General features: G+C 68.6%; 15 protein-coding genes. 5 read left to right on the top strand and 10 right to left on the bottom strand.

Features of this window, described 5'->3' with window-relative positions:
• The 3 genes from V6M46_RS11350 to V6M46_RS11340 form a co-directional block, all read right to left on the bottom strand.
• The coding region (locus V6M46_RS11350) for a sigma-70 factor domain-containing protein (RefSeq protein WP_332664979.1) at positions 1-255 on the bottom strand (255 nt) is incomplete at its 3' end.
• A gap of 212 nt (positions 256-467) precedes the next feature.
• The gene (locus tag V6M46_RS11345; RefSeq protein WP_332664970.1) at positions 468-2,588 is read right to left on the bottom strand and encodes a S9 family peptidase; all 2,121 of its coding nucleotides are present in this window, start codon (positions 2,586-2,588) and stop codon (positions 468-470) included.
• Positions 2,585-3,889 carry a DNA polymerase IV gene (locus tag V6M46_RS11340; protein WP_332664967.1) on the bottom strand — a complete coding sequence of 435 codons (1,305 nt, stop codon included), beginning with the start codon at positions 3,887-3,889 and terminating at the stop codon, positions 2,585-2,587. Before V6M46_RS11340 ends, V6M46_RS11345 begins: the two co-directional genes overlap by 4 nt.
• A gap of 122 nt (positions 3,890-4,011) precedes the next feature.
• Here V6M46_RS11340 and V6M46_RS11335 point away from each other — a divergent pair, with 122 nt between their 5' ends.
• The 4 genes from V6M46_RS11335 (at position 4,012) to V6M46_RS11320 (ending at position 9,767) form a co-directional block, all read left to right on the top strand.
• Positions 4,012-4,998 carry a DUF4192 domain-containing protein gene (locus V6M46_RS11335; RefSeq protein ID WP_332664965.1) on the top strand — a complete coding sequence of 329 codons (987 nt, stop codon included), beginning with the start codon at positions 4,012-4,014 and terminating at the stop codon, positions 4,996-4,998.
• Between the two features lie 9 nt (positions 4,999-5,007).
• Complete coding sequence (locus V6M46_RS11330; protein ID WP_332664962.1) at positions 5,008-6,486, top strand: glutamate-cysteine ligase family protein; 1,479 nt, start codon at positions 5,008-5,010, stop codon at positions 6,484-6,486.
• Positions 6,487-6,618: 132 nt separating this feature from the next.
• Positions 6,619-8,061, top strand: a complete 1,443-nt coding sequence (locus V6M46_RS11325) for an RNA polymerase sigma factor (protein WP_332664976.1) — start codon at positions 6,619-6,621, stop codon at positions 8,059-8,061.
• A 383-nt stretch (positions 8,062-8,444) separates the two neighbouring features.
• Entirely contained in the window at positions 8,445-9,767 is a 1,323-nt protein-coding gene (locus V6M46_RS11320; protein ID WP_332664959.1) for a phospholipase D-like domain-containing protein, read from the top strand.
• 70 nt (positions 9,768-9,837) lie between these two features.
• Here V6M46_RS11320 and V6M46_RS11315 read toward each other — a convergent pair whose 3' ends face one another.
• Entirely contained in the window at positions 9,838-10,041 is a 204-nt protein-coding gene (locus tag V6M46_RS11315; RefSeq protein WP_332664973.1) for a DUF7455 domain-containing protein, read from the bottom strand.
• Positions 10,042-10,242: 201 nt separating this feature from the next.
• On the opposite strand from V6M46_RS11315, the gene V6M46_RS11310 reads away from it, so the two are divergent.
• Positions 10,243-12,336 (top strand): DNA gyrase/topoisomerase IV subunit B, encoded by a 2,094-nt coding sequence (locus V6M46_RS11310; protein WP_332664956.1) that lies wholly within the window; start codon positions 10,243-10,245, stop codon positions 12,334-12,336.
• 7 nt (positions 12,337-12,343) lie between these two features.
• Here the strand turns inward: V6M46_RS11310 and V6M46_RS11305 are convergent, their stop codons facing one another.
• From V6M46_RS11305 to V6M46_RS11280, 6 genes are all read right to left on the bottom strand, one after another.
• Positions 12,344-13,798, bottom strand: coding sequence for a multicopper oxidase family protein (locus tag V6M46_RS11305; protein ID WP_332664954.1), 1,455 nt, complete (start codon positions 13,796-13,798; stop codon positions 12,344-12,346).
• 3 nt (positions 13,799-13,801) lie between these two features.
• Positions 13,802-14,269 carry a hypothetical protein gene (locus V6M46_RS11300; RefSeq protein WP_332664952.1) on the bottom strand — a complete coding sequence of 156 codons (468 nt, stop codon included), beginning with the start codon at positions 14,267-14,269 and terminating at the stop codon, positions 13,802-13,804.
• Positions 14,270-14,344: 75 nt separating this feature from the next.
• The gene (locus V6M46_RS11295) at positions 14,345-14,839 is read right to left on the bottom strand and encodes a beta-class carbonic anhydrase (protein WP_332664949.1); all 495 of its coding nucleotides are present in this window, start codon (positions 14,837-14,839) and stop codon (positions 14,345-14,347) included.
• A 10-nt stretch (positions 14,840-14,849) separates the two neighbouring features.
• Positions 14,850-16,592 carry an MFS transporter gene (locus V6M46_RS11290; RefSeq protein ID WP_332664946.1) on the bottom strand — a complete coding sequence of 581 codons (1,743 nt, stop codon included), beginning with the start codon at positions 16,590-16,592 and terminating at the stop codon, positions 14,850-14,852.
• On the bottom strand, positions 16,589-17,299 hold the full coding sequence (locus V6M46_RS11285) for an LppX_LprAFG lipoprotein (RefSeq protein WP_332664944.1): 711 nt from the start codon (positions 17,297-17,299) through the stop codon (positions 16,589-16,591). Before V6M46_RS11285 ends, V6M46_RS11290 begins: the two co-directional genes overlap by 4 nt.
• A 25-nt stretch (positions 17,300-17,324) precedes the next feature.
• On the bottom strand, positions 17,325-19,772 hold the full coding sequence (locus V6M46_RS11280; protein ID WP_332664941.1) for a DNA gyrase/topoisomerase IV subunit A: 2,448 nt from the start codon (positions 19,770-19,772) through the stop codon (positions 17,325-17,327).
• Between the last annotated feature and the right edge of the window lie 19 nt (positions 19,773-19,791).

Here is a 19,791-nt window from a genome sequence, read left to right as displayed (position 1 = left end):
CCCGTACTTGCGGGCGATCGAGACGACGAGTCGCAGGTTGGCCTGGATGAACTCCTGTACGGCCCGGTCGCCCTCTTCGGCGAGCCACTGCAGCTCTTCCTCGGTCGCGGACTTGGGCGCGCCACCCTTGCGGCGGCCCACGCGGCCCTGTTCGAGGAGGTGTCGGGCGAACAGCCCCGCCTCCACGGTCTTGCTCAGCTCGACCTCGCGCTCGGCGTCGAGCAGGGGAGTGCGGGCAATCTCGGCAAGGTACATGCCGACGCTGTCCTTGCCCTCGATGTTGGTGTTGCCGTTTCGTGCGCTCACCGTGCGCCTCCCATCAGTGTTCTGTACTGATCAGAACGCTCTCGGCACCTCAAGGATTCCGCTCTCAGTCGCTTCTTAGGAGCCGCGTGCTAATGCGCCGAGACCGAGCGAGCTCTGCTGGGGGTCACGCCGAAGGCGTCAGCTGTTGAAACCTCGTGAGATCACGTCGCGAGGTGAGCCGCAGCCGAGACCTGATCGATGATCCAGGCGAGCTCCCAGGCCCGCTCCTTCCACGAGGCGTAGCGGCCGCTGACGCCGCCGTGGCCCGCGTGCATCTCGGTCTTGAGCAGGACCGGTGCATCGCCCGTCGCGGTCGCGCGCAGCCGGGCGACCCACTTGGCCGGCTCGACGTACATGACGCGGGTGTCGTGCAGGCTCGTGACGGCGAGGATCGCGGGGTATGGGTGCGCGCCGACGTTCTCGTACGGCGAGTAGGACTTCATGTAGGCGTAGACCTCGGGGTCCTCGAGCGGATTGCCCCATTCGTCCCACTCGATGACCGTGAGCGGCAGGCTCGGATCGAGGATCGTGGTGAGCGCGTCGACGAACGGCACGCTCGCGACGATCCCGGCGAAGGCATCGGGTGCCAGGTTGGCCACGGCACCCATCAGCAGGCCGCCGGCGCTGCCGCCCTCGGCGATCAGCCGGTCGGCCGATGTCCAGCGCTCGTCGACGAGGTGCCGGGCGCTCGCGACGAAGTCGGTGAACGTGTTGCGCTTGTGCAGCATCTTGCCGTCGTCGTACCAGTGCCGGCCGAGCTCGCCGCCACCGCGCACATGGGCGATCGCGAAGACGAACCCGCGGTCGAGCAGCGACAGCCGCATGACCGAGAAGCCCGGGTCCATGCTGGCTTCATAGGCGCCGTAGCCGTAGATCAGCGCCGGCGCGGTGCCGTCCCGCGGCGTGCCCTTGCGGCACACGATCGAGACCGGTACGCGAACGCCGTCATCGGCGACCGCCCAGCTGCGGTGCTGCTCGTACTCGTCCGGGTCGTAGCCGCCGAGGACGGGTGCTTGCTTGCGCAGGATCAGCTCGCCGGTCTCGACGACGTAGTCGTAGATCGACGCGGGCGTGATGAACGACCCGACGCCGACCCGGATGAGCGGCTGGTCCCACTCGGCGTTGGCGCCGACCCCGCTCGTGAACAGCTCCTCGCCGAAGTCGATCTCGGTCAGCTCGCCGAGACCGTCGGGCCCGAGGGGGATGATGCCGATGCGGGAGAGCGCGTCGCGGCGGTATGACACGACGAGCTGCTTGGCGAAGACGTCGACGTCCTCGAGCCGGGTCGACTCGCTGCCGGGGATGACGACCGTACGCACGCTGGGGTCGTCGACCCGCACGGCCGCGAGCTCGAAGTTGAGCGCGCCGTCGTTGTGCAGGACGAGAAAGAAGTCCTCGCCGCGGATGACGGCGTGCTCGAGGGAGTACTCGACGCCGTCACGGCGGGGGAGCACGACGCGGAACTCGCCCTCGGGGTCGTCGGCCTCCAGCACGCGCACCTCGCTGGTCACCTTGGAGGACAGGCCGATGACGAGGAAGCGCTCGGACTGCGTGCGGCCCACGCCGATGAAGTAGCGCTCGTCCGGCTCCTCGAGCACCAGGACGTCCTCGTCCTTGGAGCCGAGCTTGTGCCGCCACACGCGGTGGGGACGCCACGCCTCGTCGACCGTCGTGTAGAACAGGTGCGTCCCACCGGCCGACCAGGTGGCGCCGCCGCTTGTGGCGGTGATCTCGTCGGGGAGCACCTCGCCGGTGCGGAGGTCCTTGACCCGGATCGTGTAGCGCTCGTCGCCCTGCGTGTCGACGGACCAGGCCAGGAGACTCTCGTCGTCGCTGACGCTGAACGCGCCGAGGGAGAAGAACTCGTGCCCCTCGGCCTCGACGTTGGAGTCCAGCAGGATCTCCTCGCCGGCGATCTCGGCGTCGGCCTCGAGCACCGGCGGGTTCCAGTCGTCCGCGTCGTCGATCGGGCAGCGGCACCGGATCGCGTACTGCTGACCCTCGACCGTACGGGCGTAGTACCACCACTTGCCGCGGCGGACCGGGACCGACAGGTCGGTCTCGAGGGTGCGGGCCTTGATCTCGTCGAAGATCTGCTGGCGCAGCGGCTCGAGGTGTGCCGTCGCCGCGTCGGTGTGGGCGTTCTCGGCCTCGAGGTAGGCCAGCGTCGCCGGGTCCTCCTTGTCGCGCATCCACTCGTAGTCGTCGACGAAGTCGTCTCCGTGGTGGCTGCGGACGATGGGCCGGCGCTCGGCGATGGGGGGTGGCGGTGGGACGTTCATGCCTCGAACGTACCGGTGTGGCCCGCGCCGAGTGCGGGGTCGTCGGCCCGGAACGTGTGGACCGGTCCGGGTGGCGTCCAGCGGGTCTCGAAACGGACCGTGACCCGCCCCAGGCCCGATCCCCAGACCCAGCCGTCGCCGTGGGCCACGTGGTGCACGTCCATGCCGGGATACCACCGCGTGGGGCGCGCCACGACCTCCTCGACGGGCTCCTCGTCGAGGTCGTCGTCCTCGTCGGACGCGAACAGGTCGTCCTGGACCCAGTCGGCGAGCCCGCTGACGCCGACGCCCAGCAGGCGCAGCCCGTTGCTGATGTCCTCGCCGGCCAACAGCCCGCGCGCGGTCGTGGCCAGGATGCGGGCGTTGTCGGTCGGATTGGGCAGCGTCGACGAGCGCGTGTGCGTCTCGAAGTCGTGGTGGCGCATCTTGAGCGTCACGGTGCGTCCCGACAGGCCGTTCTTGCGCAGCCGGCCGGAGACCGAGCGGGCCATGCGCTCGATGATCGTCTCGAGCTGGATGCGGTCGGAGATGTCCTGCTCGAACGTGTCCTCGACACTGACCGACTTGGTCTCCCGCGACGCCATGACGGGCCGGTCGTCGTCGGCCCGGGCCATGCGGTGCAGCGAACGGCCGGACGACTGCCCGAGCAGGCGTACGAGCTCGTCCTCGCTGGGGGAGCGCAGATCCTCGACGGTGAGGATGCCGACCCGGCGCAGGCGCTCGGCGGTGGCCGGGCCGACACCGGGGATGACGGTCGCCTGCATCGGGCCGAGCACCTCGGCCTCGGTGCCGGGCTGGACGATGAAGACGCCGTCGGGCTTGTTGAGCTCGCTGGCGATCTTGGCCATCAGCTTGGACGAGGCGACGCCGACGGACGCCGTGAGACCACCCGTGAGCTCGGCGATGTCGGCGCGGATGGCGGCCACGATGTCCTCGACCCGCTCGGGATCGAAGCCGGGACCTGCTGCCAGGTCGACGAACGCCTCGTCGAGCGACAGTGGCTCGATCACCTCGGACGTCTCGCGCAGGCGCTCCATGACCAGGCGGCTGGCCTCGCGGTAGGCGTCGAACCGGCCACCCAGGAAGGCCGCGTGCGGGCACCGCGCCCGGGCCTCGGCCGTGCGCATCGCGGAGCGTACGCCGTGGACACGCGCTTCGTAGGACGCCGTCGCCACGACACCGCGCGGACCGATCCCGCCGACGATGACCGGCCGGCCGCGCAGGGAGGGCTTGTCCCGCTGCTCGACCGAGGCGAAGAACGCGTCCAGGTCGAGGTGCATGATCGACGCCGCGGACCGCATGCGCCCAGTGTCTCGTGCACGTCGGACACATCGTCATCCACATGCGCGCGGCACCGATGCACTGGTCCACAGGTGTCGATCTGCGTGCTGAACCGGAGAGCCCGGGCCGGGAGCGTGGAGGGATGACGCAGACACCCTCGGTCTACACGGCCCACGACATCCCCGACCTCCTCAACACGCTGCCCACGCTCTTCGGATTCCGTCCTCAGGAGTCCCTGGTCGCGGTCTCGACCCGGGGGCCGCGGTGTCGGTTCGGCTTCCGGCTGCGCGTCGACATACCGGCGCCCGAGGACGTCGAGGAGCTCGCCGAGGTCGTGGTGGGCCACCTGAGCCGCCACGGCGCGGAGGGCGCGATCTTCCTGGCGGTGACGCAGGAGCAGGAGGTCGCGCGTGACCTGCTCGCCGCGATCGAACGGCAGCTCCCGCCGATCGCCCTGATCGTGGCGGTCCGCGCCGACGGCGAACGCTACTGGTCCGACGAGCCGGGCTTTCCGCCCGACGGCATCGCGTACGAGACGTCCGACCACCACCTGGCGGTGGTCCAGGCGATCGCCGCCGGGCAGCAGATCCTGCCGGACCGGCAGGCGCTGGTCGATCGGTTCGCCCCCGTGACCCAGCCTCGACGGGCCTGGATGGAGCGTGCGGCCGACGAGGTCGTCCGCCAGGTCGTCCCGTTGATCGCGCGTACGCCCGACAACGAGCTCGCTGCCATCGGGATGCAGCAGGTGCAGCCGATCCTCGATCGCGGCCTGGCGGGGGAGCGGCTCAGCGATGACGACATCGCCCGGTTCTCGGTCTGGGTGTCGGGCATCCAGGTGCGTGACGAGGTCTGGAACCAGATCACCGCCGAGACCGCCGACGACATGCTGCGACTCCTGATGCTCGTCTCGCGCAGCGTCGTTCCGCCGTTCGAGCCCGCCGTCCTCAGCCTCACGGCCTTCGCCGCGTGGCTGACCGGTGACGGAGCCCAGTCCCTCATCGCGGTCGAGCGGGCCCTGGCCGCGGACCGCACCTATTCCATGGCCCGGCTGATGCTCCAGATGCTGGAGGGCGGTGTCGCGCCGTCCCATTGGCTCGCGCTCCAAGCCGCGAACGCCCCGTCACCCTAGGCTGTGTGCATGGGACAGGACGTCGATGCACGCGAGTTCAGCCGCGAGGACCGTACGCGTTACCGCGCCAAGGTGCGCCGGTGTCTCGACGTGTTCGCCAGGATGCTGAGCGAGCGTGACCTCTCGTTCGAGCACACCCACGTCGGCATCGAGATCGAGTTCAACCTCGTCGACGACCAGGGCGACCCGGCCCTCAAGAACGCCGAGGCACTCGAGGCGATCGCCGACGAGGACTTCCAGACCGAGCTCGGGCTGTTCAACATCGAGATCAACGTCCCGCCGGCGCGCATCTCCGGCATGGGGCTCGACGAGCTGCAGAGCTCGCTGCGCGACGACCTCAACCACGCCCAGGAGAAGGCCTCGGCCGTCGGCGCTCACCTGATGATGATCGGGATCCTCCCGACGCTGCAGGAGGGCCATTTCAGCCGCGAGGTGATCTCCGCCAACCCGCGCTATCACCTGCTGTCCGAGCAGATCCTGAATGCCCGGGGCGAGGACATCGAGATCGTGATCGACGGCGTCGACCGGCTCGACACGACGGCCGACACGATCATCCCCGAGGCCGCCTGCACCAGCACCCAGCTCCACCTGCAGGTCGAGCCCGACGAGTTCGCGCCGATGTGGAACGCCGCCCAGGCGATCGCCGCGGTGCAGGTCGCCGTCGGCGCCAACTCGCCGTTCCTGCTGGGTCAGCAGCTCTGGCACGAGACCCGGATCGCACTCTTCGAGCAGGCCACCGACACCCGCAGCGAGGAGCTCAAGGCCCAGGGCGTACGTCCTCGGGTGTTCTTCGGCGAGCGGTGGATCACCTCGGTCTTCGACCTGTTCGAGGAGAACGTCCGCTACTTCCCGGCGCTCCTCCCGATCGTCGATGACGAGGACCCGTTGACCGAGCTCGAGGCCGGCCGGGTGCCCAACCTGCCCGAGCTGCGGCTCCACAACGGCACGATCTATCGCTGGAACCGGCCGATCTATGACGTCGCGGAGGGCCGGCCGCACCTGCGGATCGAGAACCGCCTGCTTCCCGCCGGTCCGACGGTGGCGGACACGATGGCCAATGCCGCCCTGTTCTACGGGCTCGTCAAGGTCCTCGGCGCCAGCGACCGGCCGGTCTGGTCACAGCTGTCCTTCCGGGCCGCCGAGGACAACTTCCACCAGGCGGCGCGCGCCGGCATCGACACCGAGATCTACTGGCCGGCCGCCGGTACGGTCCCGGCGCGCGAGCTCGTCCTGCGCCAGCTGTTGCCGCTGGCGCACGCCGGCCTCGAGGAGATGGACGTCGACGCCACGGTCCGCGACCGGCTGCTCGGGATCATCGAGCAGCGGTGCATCACGGGACGCAACGGCGCGACGTGGCTGATCGACGAGTTCGGCCACCAGCTGGGATCCTCGACGGATCGGCTGGCCGCCATGCGGGCCACGACCCGGGCCTACGAGGAGCACATGCACGAGGGCGATCCGGTGCACACCTGGCCGACACGCGCCTGAGAGGACCCTGAGATGCCGACGGTTGGTTCGGCGTGGCACACTGGAGCCAGAGGTTGACCACAGGCCTCATTGTTGCGCCCATCTACCGCTTGTGAGGTTGACGTGCCGGTGAATCCCGCAGCAGGATCGCCGATCCGAGCCGTCAGGAAAATCCTCGGTGGGGCCAAGGAAGAGGCTGTGGACGAAGCCCGGAAGGCCCCGGCCAAGAAGGCGCCGAGCAAGACCACAACAGCACAAGACAAGACGGCGGCCAAGAAGTCCGCCACCGCCAAGACCCCGGCCAAGAAGGCCACCACACCGTCCCGTTCCCCGGCCAAGACAGAAGCGACAGTGACCAAGACCGCATCGAGCACCACCGCCAAGAAGTCCGCTGCCAAGAAGGCTCCTGCCAAGAAGGCTGCAGCCAAGAAGGCCGTCGAGCCCGGGGAGGAGTCAAAGATCCCCGCCGGCATCGACCTGGCCGACGCCCTCGAGGTGCCGCCCGTCGGCGATGGCACCGTGATGGTGGACGCTCAGGGCAAGAAGATCCTCCCGGACATCCCCGACGAGGAGTTCGAGAAGGACCTCGCGACGGACCCGACGCTCAAGGAGGACGAGCAGTCCTCCTTCACGATCTCGGCCGCTGACGAGAGCGACGAGCCGGTCCAGCAGGTCATGGTCGCCGGTGCCACGGCCGACCCGGTCAAGGACTACCTCAAGCAGATCGGCAAGGTCTCGCTGCTGACGGCCGGCCAGGAGGTCGAGCTCGCCAAGCGCATCGAGGCCGGGCTCTTCGCCGAGGAGAAGCTCGCCAAGGGCGGGCGCATCTCGGCCAAGATGCTCGAGGAGCTCGAGTGGATCACGATCGACGGCCGCCGCGCCAAGAACCACCTGCTCGAGGCCAACCTGCGCCTCGTGGTGTCGCTGGCCAAGCGCTACACGGGCCGCGGCATGCTGTTCCTCGACCTGATCCAGGAAGGCAACCTGGGCCTGATCCGTGCGGTCGAGAAGTTCGACTACACCAAGGGCTTCAAGTTCTCGACGTACGCGACGTGGTGGATCCGCCAGGCGATCACCCGCGCCATGGCCGACCAGGCCCGTACGATCCGCATCCCGGTCCACATGGTCGAGGTCATCAACAAGCTCGCCCGTGTCCAGCGCCAGATGCTCCAGGACCTCGGTCGCGAGCCCACCCCCGAGGAGCTCGCGATCGAGCTCGACATGACGCCCGAGAAGGTCGTCGAGGTCCAGAAGTACGGCCGCGAGCCGATCAGCCTCCACACGCCCCTGGGCGAGGACGGCGACTCGGAGTTCGGCGACCTGATCGAGGACTCCGAGGCGATCGTCCCGGCTGACGCCGTGTCGTTCACGCTCCTGCAGGAGCAGCTGCACGCCGTGCTCGACACGCTCTCGGAGCGTGAGTCCGGTGTCGTCTCGATGCGCTTCGGTCTGACCGATGGGCAGCCCAAGACCCTCGACGAGATCGGCAAGGTCTACGGCGTCACGCGCGAGCGCATCCGGCAGATCGAGTCCAAGACCATGAGCAAGCTGCGGCACCCGTCGCGCTCGCAGGTCCTTCGCGACTACCTGGACTGACCAGCAGCTGACGAAGGCCCGCACCCACTTGCCGGTGGGATGCGGGCCTTTGGCGTTCCAGACCGGGTAGCCTGTCGTCTGCGTCGAGCGACTCGGCCACGCCGGTGCGGCAGGCACCTGTCCATCCGGGTTGATTGCGTTAGACTGTCACGACCGTACGAGCCACTTCGGAGAGTAGACCTGTGCAAAAAGCCGGCAGATCGAAGCGCGTGCTGCGCACATTCGGGGTAGGTGCTCTTCTCGGGAGCCTGCTTCTCGGATACACATCCGGAGCATCCAGCGCCGAGGAAACGACGGCCGCGACTCCAACGGCCCCCGCGGATGGTGCGGACGCCGAAGCCACTGAGGGATCGCTGCCGGCCGCTTCGGTCCAGGCGGCCGCGGTGAACCCCTTCGGCAGCGCGAAGCCGGTGACCCTCGAGGCCAACTTCTCCCGGCCCTACAAGTCGATCTCGAGCTCGGCCAACAGCGACTACTCGCTGCTCAACGATCTCGAGCGACTGATTCGTGGTTCCTACCGCCAGCCGAACGGCGCCCTGCGCTCGGATCGCGGGTCCCAGGCGGTCTACATGTCGATCTCCCGCATGGAGAACTCACGCCGGGTCGGTCGCGAGCTCATCCGCGCTGCCCAGTACGGCGTCGAGGTCTACGTGATCCACGGCAAGGCGTCGCAGTCCAAGGAGTCACGCGCGCTGCAGAGCAAGCTCAACAATCTCAGGCACGGACACTTCAAGATCTGCTCGAAGGGCAAGAGCCTTGCGTGCCTGTCGGGACTCAACGGTGCCATCATGCACTCCAAGCTCCTGCTGGTCTCGAGCACCTACACGCGCACCGGCAAGCCGGCCAGTGCGGCGATCTGGTCCGGATCGGCCAACCTCGGTGGTCCCAGCGGCGAGCGGACCTACAACAACGGCCTGACGGTCTACAACGACCGCAAGCTCTGGTTCGAGACCCGCCAGATGTGGCGTGACATGTGGGCCGAGCGGAACGTCAACAGCAACTACCCGGCGTACATCAAGTCCTACAACCACCGCTACGGCCTCACCCAGAACGAGGCCGACCTGTACGGCTACACCAAGGCCGACCCCGTCTACGGCATGTTCTACTCCAACCTTGCCAACGTGACGATCTACCCGACGCCGATCCGTGCGACGCCGACCAACGGCAAGGATCCGGTGCTGATGCTGCTCAAGCGCGTCATCCCCGACGACCAGTGCCGCATCCGGCTGCAGCAGAACCGGTTCAAGTACCGCCGCATCGCGGTCGCGCAGAAGCTCGTCGAGCTGGCCGAAGGCGGGTGCAAGATCTCGGGTGTCTACTTCGAGGACGACCTCAAGGTCAACCGCACGACGCACTGCCAGACCTACATCCGCATCTGCCGGCCGATCCTCGACGTCTTCAAGACGTCGAGCCGCACGATCGAGGCCGCGTGGGCCAAGCCGCACGACAAGACCATCCTGGTCGAGGCCAAGCTGCGCAGGAACGTCTACAACCCCGAGGAGCGCCTGCCCAACGGCAACGCGTGGCCGGCCGAGGGTGCCCGGGCGACGGTCGTGCAGGCCGGTTCCGCGGCCCTGACCGGGTCCAACCTCGTGGGGAGCGACGAGATCACGACCGAGACGACAGACCCGGCCATCTACGACGCCTACCTCGACCACTGGAAGGCGATCCTGCAGTCGCGCGAGTACCAGAACTACCCGTACTGACCAGCAGTACGCGAAGGGCCGGCCAGATGATCTGGCCGGCCCTTCGCGTATGTCTGGGGTGACGAAGCGGTTATGCCTCTTCGTCGGCGAACGACGACGGCGTCGCCGCAAGTCGCTCGCTCTCGTCGTGGATGTGTGCTGACATCTCGCGGAGCTTGTCCTCGTGCTGCCGTGCGTGGTGAGCACAGAACATCAGCTCACCACCGCCGCCGAGCGTCACACGTACGTATGCCTGAGCGCCGCAGCGGTCGCAGCGGTCGAGGGAGCTCAGCATGGGGGCTGTCAGTGTTGTCACGGTGACCTTCTCTCTGAGCAATCGGCGTATGACCTGATCAACATCCAATCACGGGGTGCTATTCCTCGTGGTCGTTCGTGACCTACGACATACATACTCCCCGAGCGGGACAAATCGACGCAGGCGCGCGGTAATTGGGCAGCGTGTCAGGGGAAGGACGCTCCCGTTCACTCGATAGTCTTGGACGAAGGCGACAACCGCGAAAAGGAACTCATCATCGACAGCACCTATGACGCCCGCAATCTCCTGGTCCTCGAGGGGCTGGAGGCCGTTCGCAAGCGTCCCGGCATGTACGTCGGCTCGACCGACACCCGTGGACTCATGCACTGCCTGTGGGAGATCATCGACAACTCCGTCGACGAGGCGCTCGGTGGTCACGGTTCCCACATCCGGGTCGCGCTCAACGACGACGGGTCCGTCGAGGTCCAGGACGACGGGCGTGGCGTCCCGGTCGACATCGAGAAGAAGACCGGCCTGACCGGTGTCGAGGTCGTCTACACCAAGCTGCACGCGGGCGGGAAGTTCGGCGGCGGCTCCTACGTCGCGACGGGCGGCCTGCACGGGGTGGGTGCGTCGGTCGTCAACGCGTTGTCGTCCCGGCTCGACGTCGAGGTCGACAAGGGCGGTGCCACCTGGGCGATGTCCTTCCGCCGTGGCGTGCCCGGCATCTTCGCCGGTGAGGGCCCGGACGCGGACTTCACGCCGACCAACGAGCTGCGCAAGATCGGCAAGGTCGCCAAGGCCAAGACCGGCACCAGGGTCCGTTACTGGGCCGACCCGCAGATCTTCATCAAGGGCGCCAGGTTCGCCTACGAGGAGCTGGTCTCACGAGCGAGGCAGACCTCGTTCCTGGTCCCCGGCCTCGAGATCGTCATCAGCGACCGACGTGGCGACGAGCCGCACGAGGAGAAGTTCCGCCACGACGGCGGCATCGCCGAGTTCTGCGAGTTCCTCGCCACCGACGAACCGGTCACCGAGGTGCTGCGGCTCCAGGGCGAGGACGTCTTCACCGAGACCGTCCCGCTGCTGGACGACAAGGGCCACATGACGCCCCAGGACATCGAGCGGACCCTGGGCGTCGACATCGCGGTCCGTTGGGGCACCGACTACACCACCCACGTGCAGTCGTTCGTCAACATCATCGCCACGCCCAAGGGCGGCACACACCTCAACGGTTTCGAGCGGGGCGTCACCAAGACGTTCAACGAGGTCCTGAGGACGACCCGGCTGCTCAAGTCCGGCGACACCGACGTGATCAAGGACGACGTGCTCGAGGGCATGACGGCGGTCGTGACCGTACGTCTGGCCGAGCCGCAGTTCGAGGGCCAGACCAAGGAGGTGCTGGGCACACCAGCGGTGACCAAGATCGTCAACCAGGTCGTGTCCCGGGAGCTCAAGGCGTTCCTGACGTCCAACAAGACCGCCCACAAGGCCAAGGCCCGCCGGGTGATGGAGAAGGTCGTCGACGCCTCCAAGACCCGCCTGGCGGCGCGCCAGCACCGTGACACGCAGCGCCGCAAGAACGCGCTGGAGTCCAGTGCCCTGCCGGCGAAGCTCGCCGACTGCCGCAGCAACGACGTCGAGCGCTCCGAGCTGTTCATCGTCGAGGGTGACTCGGCGCTCGGCACCGCCAAGTCGGCCCGCGACTCGGAGTTCCAGGCGCTGCTGCCGATCCGCGGCAAGATCCTCAACGTCCAGAAGGCCAGCATCGGCGACATGCTCAAGAACGCCGAGTGCTCGTCGATCATCCAGGTCGTCGGCGCGGGGTCCGGCCGCACGTTCGACGTCGACGCGGCCCGCTACGGCCGCATCATCTTCATGGCCGACGCGGACTCCGACGGTGCCCACATCCGGTGCCTGCTCGCGACCCTGTTCTTCCGCTACATGCGCGAGCTGGTCGACGCCGGCCGGGTCTACACCGCGGTGCCGCCGCTGCACCGCATCGAGCTGTCGAACCCCAAGAAGGGGCAGGAGAAGTACGTCTACACCTACTCGGACGCCGAGCTGCAGCGCAAGCTCGCCGAGCTGCAGCGCAAGAACATCAGGTGGAAGGACCCGGTGCAGCGCTACAAGGGCCTCGGCGAGATGGATGCCGCACAGCTGTCCGAGACGACGATGGATCCGCGCCACCGTACGCTGCGGCGCCTCACTGTTGACGACGGCGAGGAAGCCTCGTCGGTCTTCGAGCTGCTGATGGGCAACGACGTGCCGCCGCGCAAGGAGTTCATCGTGCAGGGCGCCTACGAGATCGACGCCGACCGCATCGACGCCTGACCCTGAGTCATTCGGGAGAGTTGCCGGCGCCGCCTCCGACGACGTACGGCGTGGTGACGCCCTCGTACACCAGGTGGGCGAGGAGCCCGTCCGCGGCGTGGTTGAGGTTGTGGCAGTGGTCCATCCACACGCCGGGGTTGTCGGCGACGAACGCGATTTCGTAGCTCTCGTCGCTCCTGACGTCGAGCGAGTCGGTCCACCACGGGCTTCCGGTCGCGGGCTTGCCGTCGCGACTCAGCACGAGGGCGTGGTGGCCGTGCAGGTGCATGGGATGGACCTCGCCGGAGTGGTTCTCGATGCGCATCACGACGACGTCGCCCTCGGCCACCATGAACATCGGGACGTCGGGGAACAGGTGCCCGTTGACCGACCACCACATCCCGGGCCTGCCGTCCACGAATCCGGGCTTGCGGTCGACGGAGTAGGTGAACTCGCGGTCGGGATCCGACGCGTCGAGACCGGTCGGGGCCGGGACGCCGTACGTCAGGAAGTCGACCTCGGTCGTGGGCGGCGGCGGCCTCGGCGGCGCCGAGTGGCCCTCCGGTCCGATCAGCAACGCGGTGGCGCCGCCGATCTGCACCCTGGCCGGTGAGGTGACGACGAGGTCGATGCGGCCGCCGGCCGTCACGGTCACGTCCAGTCCGGACACCGGGGACGGCCGGTTGACCTCGGTGCCGTCGATCGCCGTGACCCGGTAGGGCGCGTCCGACCAGACCCGCATCGGCCCGTTGTCGGTGTTGATGGCGCGCACCCGCACGCTCTCACCGTCGGCCGCTGTGACCGGCACGTCGCCGGGGACCCCGTTGAGCGTGCGCACGCCGCGGTACGTGTGGGCCACGGCCGTGACGTCGTGGTCCTGCTCGATGCCGGCGGCCGGGAGGACGATGAGCGGGCCGAAGAGGCCTCGGGCGACCTGCACGTGCGACACCTGGTGCGAGTGGTACCAGTAGCTCCCCACCCGGTCGACGACGAACCGGTAGACGTGGTCCTCGCCCGGAGCGATGGCGTCCTGGGTGACACCGGCGACGCCGTCCGCCGCATTGGGCACGTCGACACCGTGCCAGTGCAGCGCGATCCCGTCGGGCACGTCGTCGTTGCGGACGTGCACCTCCACGAGCTGCCCGACCCGCGCCGTGATGGTGGGGCCGGGGGAGCGGCCGTTGAGCGTGAACCCGTCGACCGAGTGGCCGGAGATGTTGATCCTGCCGCGCCGGGCGGTCAGCTCGACCAGGACGTCGGCGACCCGATCCGGGTCCTCGACGAGATCCGGAACGGTCGTCGCGTTCGTGTCGTGGTGGTCGCCGTGGCCGTCGACCTCCTCCGGACCGCCGCCGGTGTCGACGTAGCCCATGTCCATCACGGAGTACGTCGTGGGGACCAGGCTGGCGTACCAGAACCAGGCGAGGGGCCCGAGGACTGCCGCCGTGGCGATGAACGCGACCAGCAGCCGGCGACGCGTCACGCTCTACGGCACGGTCGAGGGCGTGGCCCCCACGTCGGGCTTGACCGGCCTGGCACTCCTGGCGGCCATCAACGCGGCACCGAACAGGATGAAGGCGTTGAGACCGTGGACCAGCCCCAGGTAGGGCGAATCCCCGGCGAACTGGCCGGCGAGGATCTGCACCACGATCGACACCGCGATGATGGCGGCCCACTTGACGGCGCCGTCGACCGCGACGAAGAACGAGACGATCAGCAGGATGAGCCCCAGCAGGGGGAAGAGGAATGTCCCGTTCATGACGTGGATGAAGTGGCCGATGGAACCCGTCCACGTCGGCGGGTCGTCCTCCCACGACTCGATGACCGACTTGTCGAGGGTGGCCCCGTCATCGATCCACTTGAACAGCCCGGCTATGGCGAAGACCATCGCCATGGCCTGGATGACGACGTCGATCGCAATGATGTCGGCGACGATTCGATATGTCTTGCGCATCTCGACCCCTTATCGTGCGGTCCCTCCACCCTTCATGATGAACCCGCGGGGCGATCTTGTCTGCGTTTTGGGCCTTCAGATGACGGGGTTGAGCAGTCCGGTGTCGACGTCGTAGATGAAGCCGCCGACAAGGATGTCGTCGCCGATGAGCGGGTGGCTGCGCACGCGCATCACGTCGGCTCGCACGGTGTTCTCCTGGTCGTCGATCGCCCCGAGGGTCATCCACGACGCATCGGTGCCGGCGGCCGCGCCGACCCGGGCCTTGAGCTCGTCCTCGCTCGAGGTGGCCATGGCACAGCGGGTGTGCTCGACGATCAGGATCCGGCGCACCTGCAGCAACGTCACGCCGAGCACCAGGGCGACGAGAGCGGCATCGGTGACGCGGCCCCCCGGGTTGCGCAGGATCTTGGCATCGCCGGGCTTGAGGCCGATCATGCGCAAGGGGTCGATCCGGGAGTCCATGCAGGTCACCATGGCAATGCCGGCGTGCGCGATGCCGTCGAACCCGGAGAGTCCGAAGTCCTCGGCATACTCGCGATTGGCGGCCAGCAAGTCGTCGAAGTGGGGCATGGCCGACAGGTTATCGGGTGGCTGTTTCGTCCTCGTCACGAAACACCACCAGTGCCAGGACCGCTGCTGTGAGGGCGCACACCGCGGCGCCGATGAACACCGCGTGGAGCTGGGTGATGCCGGCATCACGAACCGCGTCCTTGTACGCCTGGCAGAGCGTCGCCTCGCCGTTGCACAGCTCTGCGGCGGGCGGGATCTTGTCGGACGCGTGGTAGAACGCGCGCAGCCCGATCGTCGTGAGCGCCGAGATGCCCAGCAGCATGCCCACCATGCGGGCCACGATCAGCAGGGCTGACGCGACACCGTGCACGGCGTCCGCGGTGTGGGCGAGCAGGACGGCGTTGACCGGAGCGATCGCCAGCCCGAAGCCCAGGCCCGCGAGGACCAGCGACAGGGTCTCGGCCTGGTCGTCGAGCGAGTGCGCGTCCCACGTCGACATGTGCCAGAACGCCGCCGCGCTCATCAGCATCGCGGCAGCGGTCAGGACCGAGGCGGGAACCTTGCGCAGGAGCCACCCGCCGAGCACGGCGCCGATCGGCAGGGCGATCAGGAAGCGTACGAGGACCAGTGCCGCGTCGAGCTGTGAGTCGCGGTGGACCGTGAGCCGGGCGAAGAACGGGATGTCGACGAGGGCCGCGATCAGCGCAGCGCCGACGAAGAAGGAGACGACCAGGGCACCCCAGGCGGGCCTGGCTCCGAGGGCGCCGCGCGGGACCAGCGGGCGCGGGGCATGCCGTTGGCGCACCGCGAAGCCGGCGAAGGCGACGAGCGCGACCGGAATCAGCCACGGAGCCTGGTCGGAGATCGCCGCGCTCTCGGGCTCGGCCGACGCGAACGTCAGGATGACCGCGCCGAGCCCGGTCGTGAGCAGCAGCGCGCCGGTGATGTCGGTGTCGTGGGCGAGTGCGGGCCACTGGCGCCAGCCGACGAGCGGCCTACGTGCTGTCGCCTGCCGAAGCAGGAACAAGGCCAGCAGGCCGTACGTCGCGAGGGCCAGCGGCGTCAGCCAGCGGGATTCGCCGGTGACGGGGAGGAACGCGAGCCCGCTCGTGACGCCCTCGGTCAGCCGGGCCGGCTCGAGCATCACGACGGTGACTCCGACCAGCGTGAGCGCCGCCAACCCGGCACCGATGATGTCGAAGCGGTGCGCGCGGATCATCCGGTCGGTCGGGACGGCATCGCGCTGCGCGATCATCGCCGCTGCCAGCACCAGGCCGATGGCGCAGTTGAGCCAGAAGATCAGCCGCCAGTCGCCGAAGGCCAGCACGACAGCGCCGTAGAGCGGCCCGAGGACGCTGCCGAGCTCCTGGACGGCCCCGACGATGCCCAGCGGCAGGCCGCGACGCTGGGGCGGCCAGAGGTCAGCGACGAGCGCGAGGGTCGGCGGGATCAGGCCGCCGCCACCGATGCCCTGGATCAGCCGGCCGAGCACGACGCTCTCGAGGTTGTACGCCGCCGCGGTGACGAGCGATCCGACCGCGAACACCACGAGCGATCCCAGCAGGACGGGGACGCGGCCGCGGAGGTCCGAGATGCGGCCGATGAGCGGGAGCACCCCGACGTACCCCAGCAGGAAGCCCGAGACGATCGGAGCGGCGCGCTGCAGCTCGTCGAGGTCGAGTCCGGCCGACGTCATCATGTCGGGCAGCGCGAGCACCACGACGTACGTGTCCGCGGCCGCGAACGAGATCGCGACGGCCGCCAGCCCCAGGAGGATCTTCGAGGCGGGACTGATCGCCTCCCGTGAGGTCATCGACCGAAGCGGGACGGCGGCTCGATGGTCACGGCGGTGTCAGACGTGGTGAGCGTGACGGTGTAGGTGACGTCGCCGCCATCGGGGTAGAACGGCCCCTTGAGGGTGGCGTCGCGCAGGACGTTGTCGTCGTCGAGGCGGTAGGTCGCCGCGAACGACTCGTCCTCGGCGGCCGACGGGATGATGTCCTTGACCAGGCTGCCGGGGAGCGTGCCCTTGATCGTGGTGAGCACGTCGTCGCCGTCGCGTGACTTCTTGCCCTCGGTGAGCTTCTCGGTCTTGGCCAGGATCTGCGTGACGCCGGTGTCCTTGGCCAGCAGCGACGCCGGGTCGGGCGCCTTGAGCGAGTCCGGGTCGATCGTGAGGAACACCGGGGCGAAGCTCGTCTTGGCCCAGACCTTGCCGTCGACCGCGATGACATCGGCGTCGAGGCTCGTGCCGCCCGTGACGACCTTGACCTTGCCGTCGAACGCGGGGGAGTGGTTGCCCTTGCCCTTGGCCGACAGCAGCCCCGTCACGCCGGACGGCAGCTTGTCGGTGGCCAGCGAGATCGTGATGGTCTCGGCGTCGTCGAGTGCCGTCTTGGCCTCGGTGAGCCGGGCCTGGAGCTTGGCCGGATCGCCCTTGTCGCCGTCGGAGGAGTCGGTGCATCCTGCGAGGACCAGGGCCGCCGCGGCGATGGTATGGATCAGGTGTCTGGTGCGCACGGCTCAGTCTTGCACGCCGCTCGGCTCAGATCGCGAGCGAACCGGCCGGTCCCGACACCGCCAGGATCGGCTGCGCAGCGGGCACTCCTGACCCGTCGCGACGGTCGGTGGGCTCGGGCAGGTCGACCGGCGATCCGCTCGTCGCGCAGGCCATCGGCTGGCCGTCGCCGACCCAGGCCAGCAGGAGTCCGTCCTCGCCCTTGAGCAGGCGCTGGCACCGGACACCGCCGGTGGCCCGCCCCTTGGCCGGGTAGATCGCCATCGGGCTGACCTTGACGGCACCGTTCTGCGTGCCGGGCAGGGCGTCGCCGGACCCGGCGATCGTCACGACGTACGAGGTGTCGATGTCGCGGACGGCGCCGAACGACACGGCGCGCGCCCCGGGCGTCAGCTTGATGCCTGCGACCCCGCCACCAGCACGGCCCTGCGGGCGTACGAGCGAGGCCGAGAAGTGCAGCAGCTGGGCGTCCGACGTGACGAACACGAGCTCTTCGTCGCCGCTGGCCAGCTCGACCGCGCCGACCAGGACATCGCCGTCGTCGAGCGAGATGATGTCCCAGGAGTCGCGCGAGAGCTGCTCTGGCTTGACCCGTTTGACGACTCCTGCGCGGGTGCCGAGGGCCAGCCCGGCGCCGGAGTCGCCCAGCCGGGTCAGCGCGAGGACCGTGCCCTCGAGGCCCGGGATCTCGCGCAGCGGCATGCCGCCCTGCAGGTTGGGGGACTGGGCGGTCGGCGGCAGCGCCGGCAGCTCGAGCACCGAGATGCGCTGGATGCGGCCGTCGGACAGCACGACACCGATCTCCCCGCGGGCCGTGGTGCGTACGGCGGACACGATGGTGTCGTGCTTGACCCGGCGGTCGACGTCGCCGAGCGGGGAGTCGTCGGACGTACGCGCCAGGAGCCCCGTGGCGGACAGCAGCGCCCAGCACGGGTCGTCGGCGACCTCGAGCGGCGAGGCGGCCGTCGCGGTCTGGCCTGACGACTCGAGCAGCACGGTGCGTCGCGGGGTGCCGAACGTCTGGGCCATCTCGTTGAGCTCGTCCCCGACGACCTTGCGGAGCACCTGCTCGTCGGCCAGGATCGCGTCGAGCTCGTCGATGATCCGGCGGAGCTCGGCGATCTCGCGCTCGACCTCGATCCGGTCGTACTTGGTGAGCCGGCCGAGGGTCAGGTCGAGGATGTAGGTCGCCTGGATGTCGGACAGATCGAAGATCGTCATGAGGCGTTCCTTGGCCTCGGTGCGGTTCTCGCTCGCGCGGATCAGCTGGATGACCTCGTCGATGTCGACGAGTGCGAGCATCAGGCCGTCCAGGAGGTGCAGCCGGTCGGCGGCCTTGCCCCGGCGGAACTGCGTACGCCGGCGCACGACGTCGATGCGGTGACCCAGGTAGACCTCGAGCATCTCCTTGAGCCCCAGCGTGCGGGGCTGGCCGTCGACCAGCGCGACGGCGTTGATGCCGAACGAGCTCTCCATCGGGGTGCTCTTGTAGAGCTGCTCGAGGATCGTCTCGGGGATGAAGCCGTTCTTGATCTCGATGACCAGGTTGAGGCCCTTGTGCCGGTCGGTGAGGTTCTTGATGTCGGAGATGCCCTGGAGCTTCTTGGCCTGGACGAGCTTCTTGATCGCCTCGATGACCTTCTCGGGGCCGACGTTGTAGGGGAGCTCGGTGATGACGATGCCCTTGCGGCGGGGCGTGACGCTCTCGATGCGGGCGGAGGCGCGCATGCGGAACGAGCCGTTGCCCGTGGCGTAGGCGTCGCGGATGCCCTCGAGCCCGACGATCTTGCCGCCGGTGGGCAGGTCGGGCCCGGGGATGAACCGCATGATGTCGTCGAGGTCGGCCGACGGGTGGTTGATGAGGTGTCGCAGGGCCTGCACGACCTCGATCAGGTTGTGCGGCGCGATGTTGGTGGCCATGCCGACGGCGATGCCGCTGGCACCGTTGACGAGCAGGTTGGGCAGCGCGGCGGGCAGCACGACGGGCTCGGTCTCACGCCCGTCGTAGTTGGGCTTGAAGTCGACCGTGTCCTCGTTGATCGACGCCGTCATGGCCTCGGCGGCGGCGTCCATACGGACTTCGGTGTATCGCATCGCGGCGGGCGGGTCGTCCTGCGAGCCGAAGTTGCCGTGGCCGTCGAGCAACGGCAGGCGCAGCGACCAGGGCTGCACGAGGCGTACGAGCGCGTCGTAGATCGCGCTGTCGCCGTGCGGGTGCAGCCGACCCATGACCTCGCCGACGGGTCGCGCGCTCTTGGCGTGCCCGCGATCGCTCCGCAGGCCCATGTCATCCATCGTGTAGAGGATGCGCCGCTGGACCGGCTTGAGCCCGTCGCGCGCATCGGGCAGGGCCCGGGCGTAGATCACCGAATAGGCGTACTCGAGGAAGCTCGAACGCATCTCGTCGCTCACGTCGGTGTCGACGATGTGCTCCTCGAAGTCCTCCTCGGGAGCTTGCTTGCTGCTGCGGGCCATGCCTTCTCTCCTGTGCTGC

It is taken from the genome of Aeromicrobium sp., from assembly GCF_036676885.1.
Classification (GTDB): domain Bacteria; phylum Actinomycetota; class Actinomycetes; order Propionibacteriales; family Nocardioidaceae; genus Aeromicrobium.
The sequence above is the reverse complement of the archived record's forward strand: the minus strand, read 5'-3'. Positions and strand labels throughout refer to the sequence as shown.

What these genes read in the sequence shown, in the direction of transcription:
- V6M46_RS11340 (WP_332664967.1), bottom strand. Translation starts at nt 3,889, where the DNA reads ATGCGGTCCGCGGCGTCGATCATGCACCTCGACCTGGACGCGTTCTTC.
- V6M46_RS11330 (WP_332664962.1), top strand. Translation starts at nt 5,008, where the DNA reads ATGGGACAGGACGTCGATGCACGCGAGTTCAGCCGCGAGGACCGTACG.
- V6M46_RS11335 (WP_332664965.1), top strand. Translation starts at nt 4,012, where the DNA reads ATGACGCAGACACCCTCGGTCTACACGGCCCACGACATCCCCGACCTC.
- V6M46_RS11280 (WP_332664941.1), bottom strand. Translation starts at nt 19,772, where the DNA reads ATGGCCCGCAGCAGCAAGCAAGCTCCCGAGGAGGACTTCGAGGAGCAC.
- V6M46_RS11295 (WP_332664949.1), bottom strand. Translation starts at nt 14,839, where the DNA reads ATGCCCCACTTCGACGACTTGCTGGCCGCCAATCGCGAGTATGCCGAG.
- V6M46_RS11315 (WP_332664973.1), bottom strand. Translation starts at nt 10,041, where the DNA reads ATGCTGAGCTCCCTCGACCGCTGCGACCGCTGCGGCGCTCAGGCATAC.
- V6M46_RS11290 (WP_332664946.1), bottom strand. Translation starts at nt 16,592, where the DNA reads ATGACCTCACGGGAGGCGATCAGTCCCGCCTCGAAGATCCTCCTGGGG.
- V6M46_RS11345 (WP_332664970.1), bottom strand. Translation starts at nt 2,588, where the DNA reads ATGAACGTCCCACCGCCACCCCCCATCGCCGAGCGCCGGCCCATCGTC.
- V6M46_RS11300 (WP_332664952.1), bottom strand. Translation starts at nt 14,269, where the DNA reads ATGCGCAAGACATATCGAATCGTCGCCGACATCATTGCGATCGACGTC.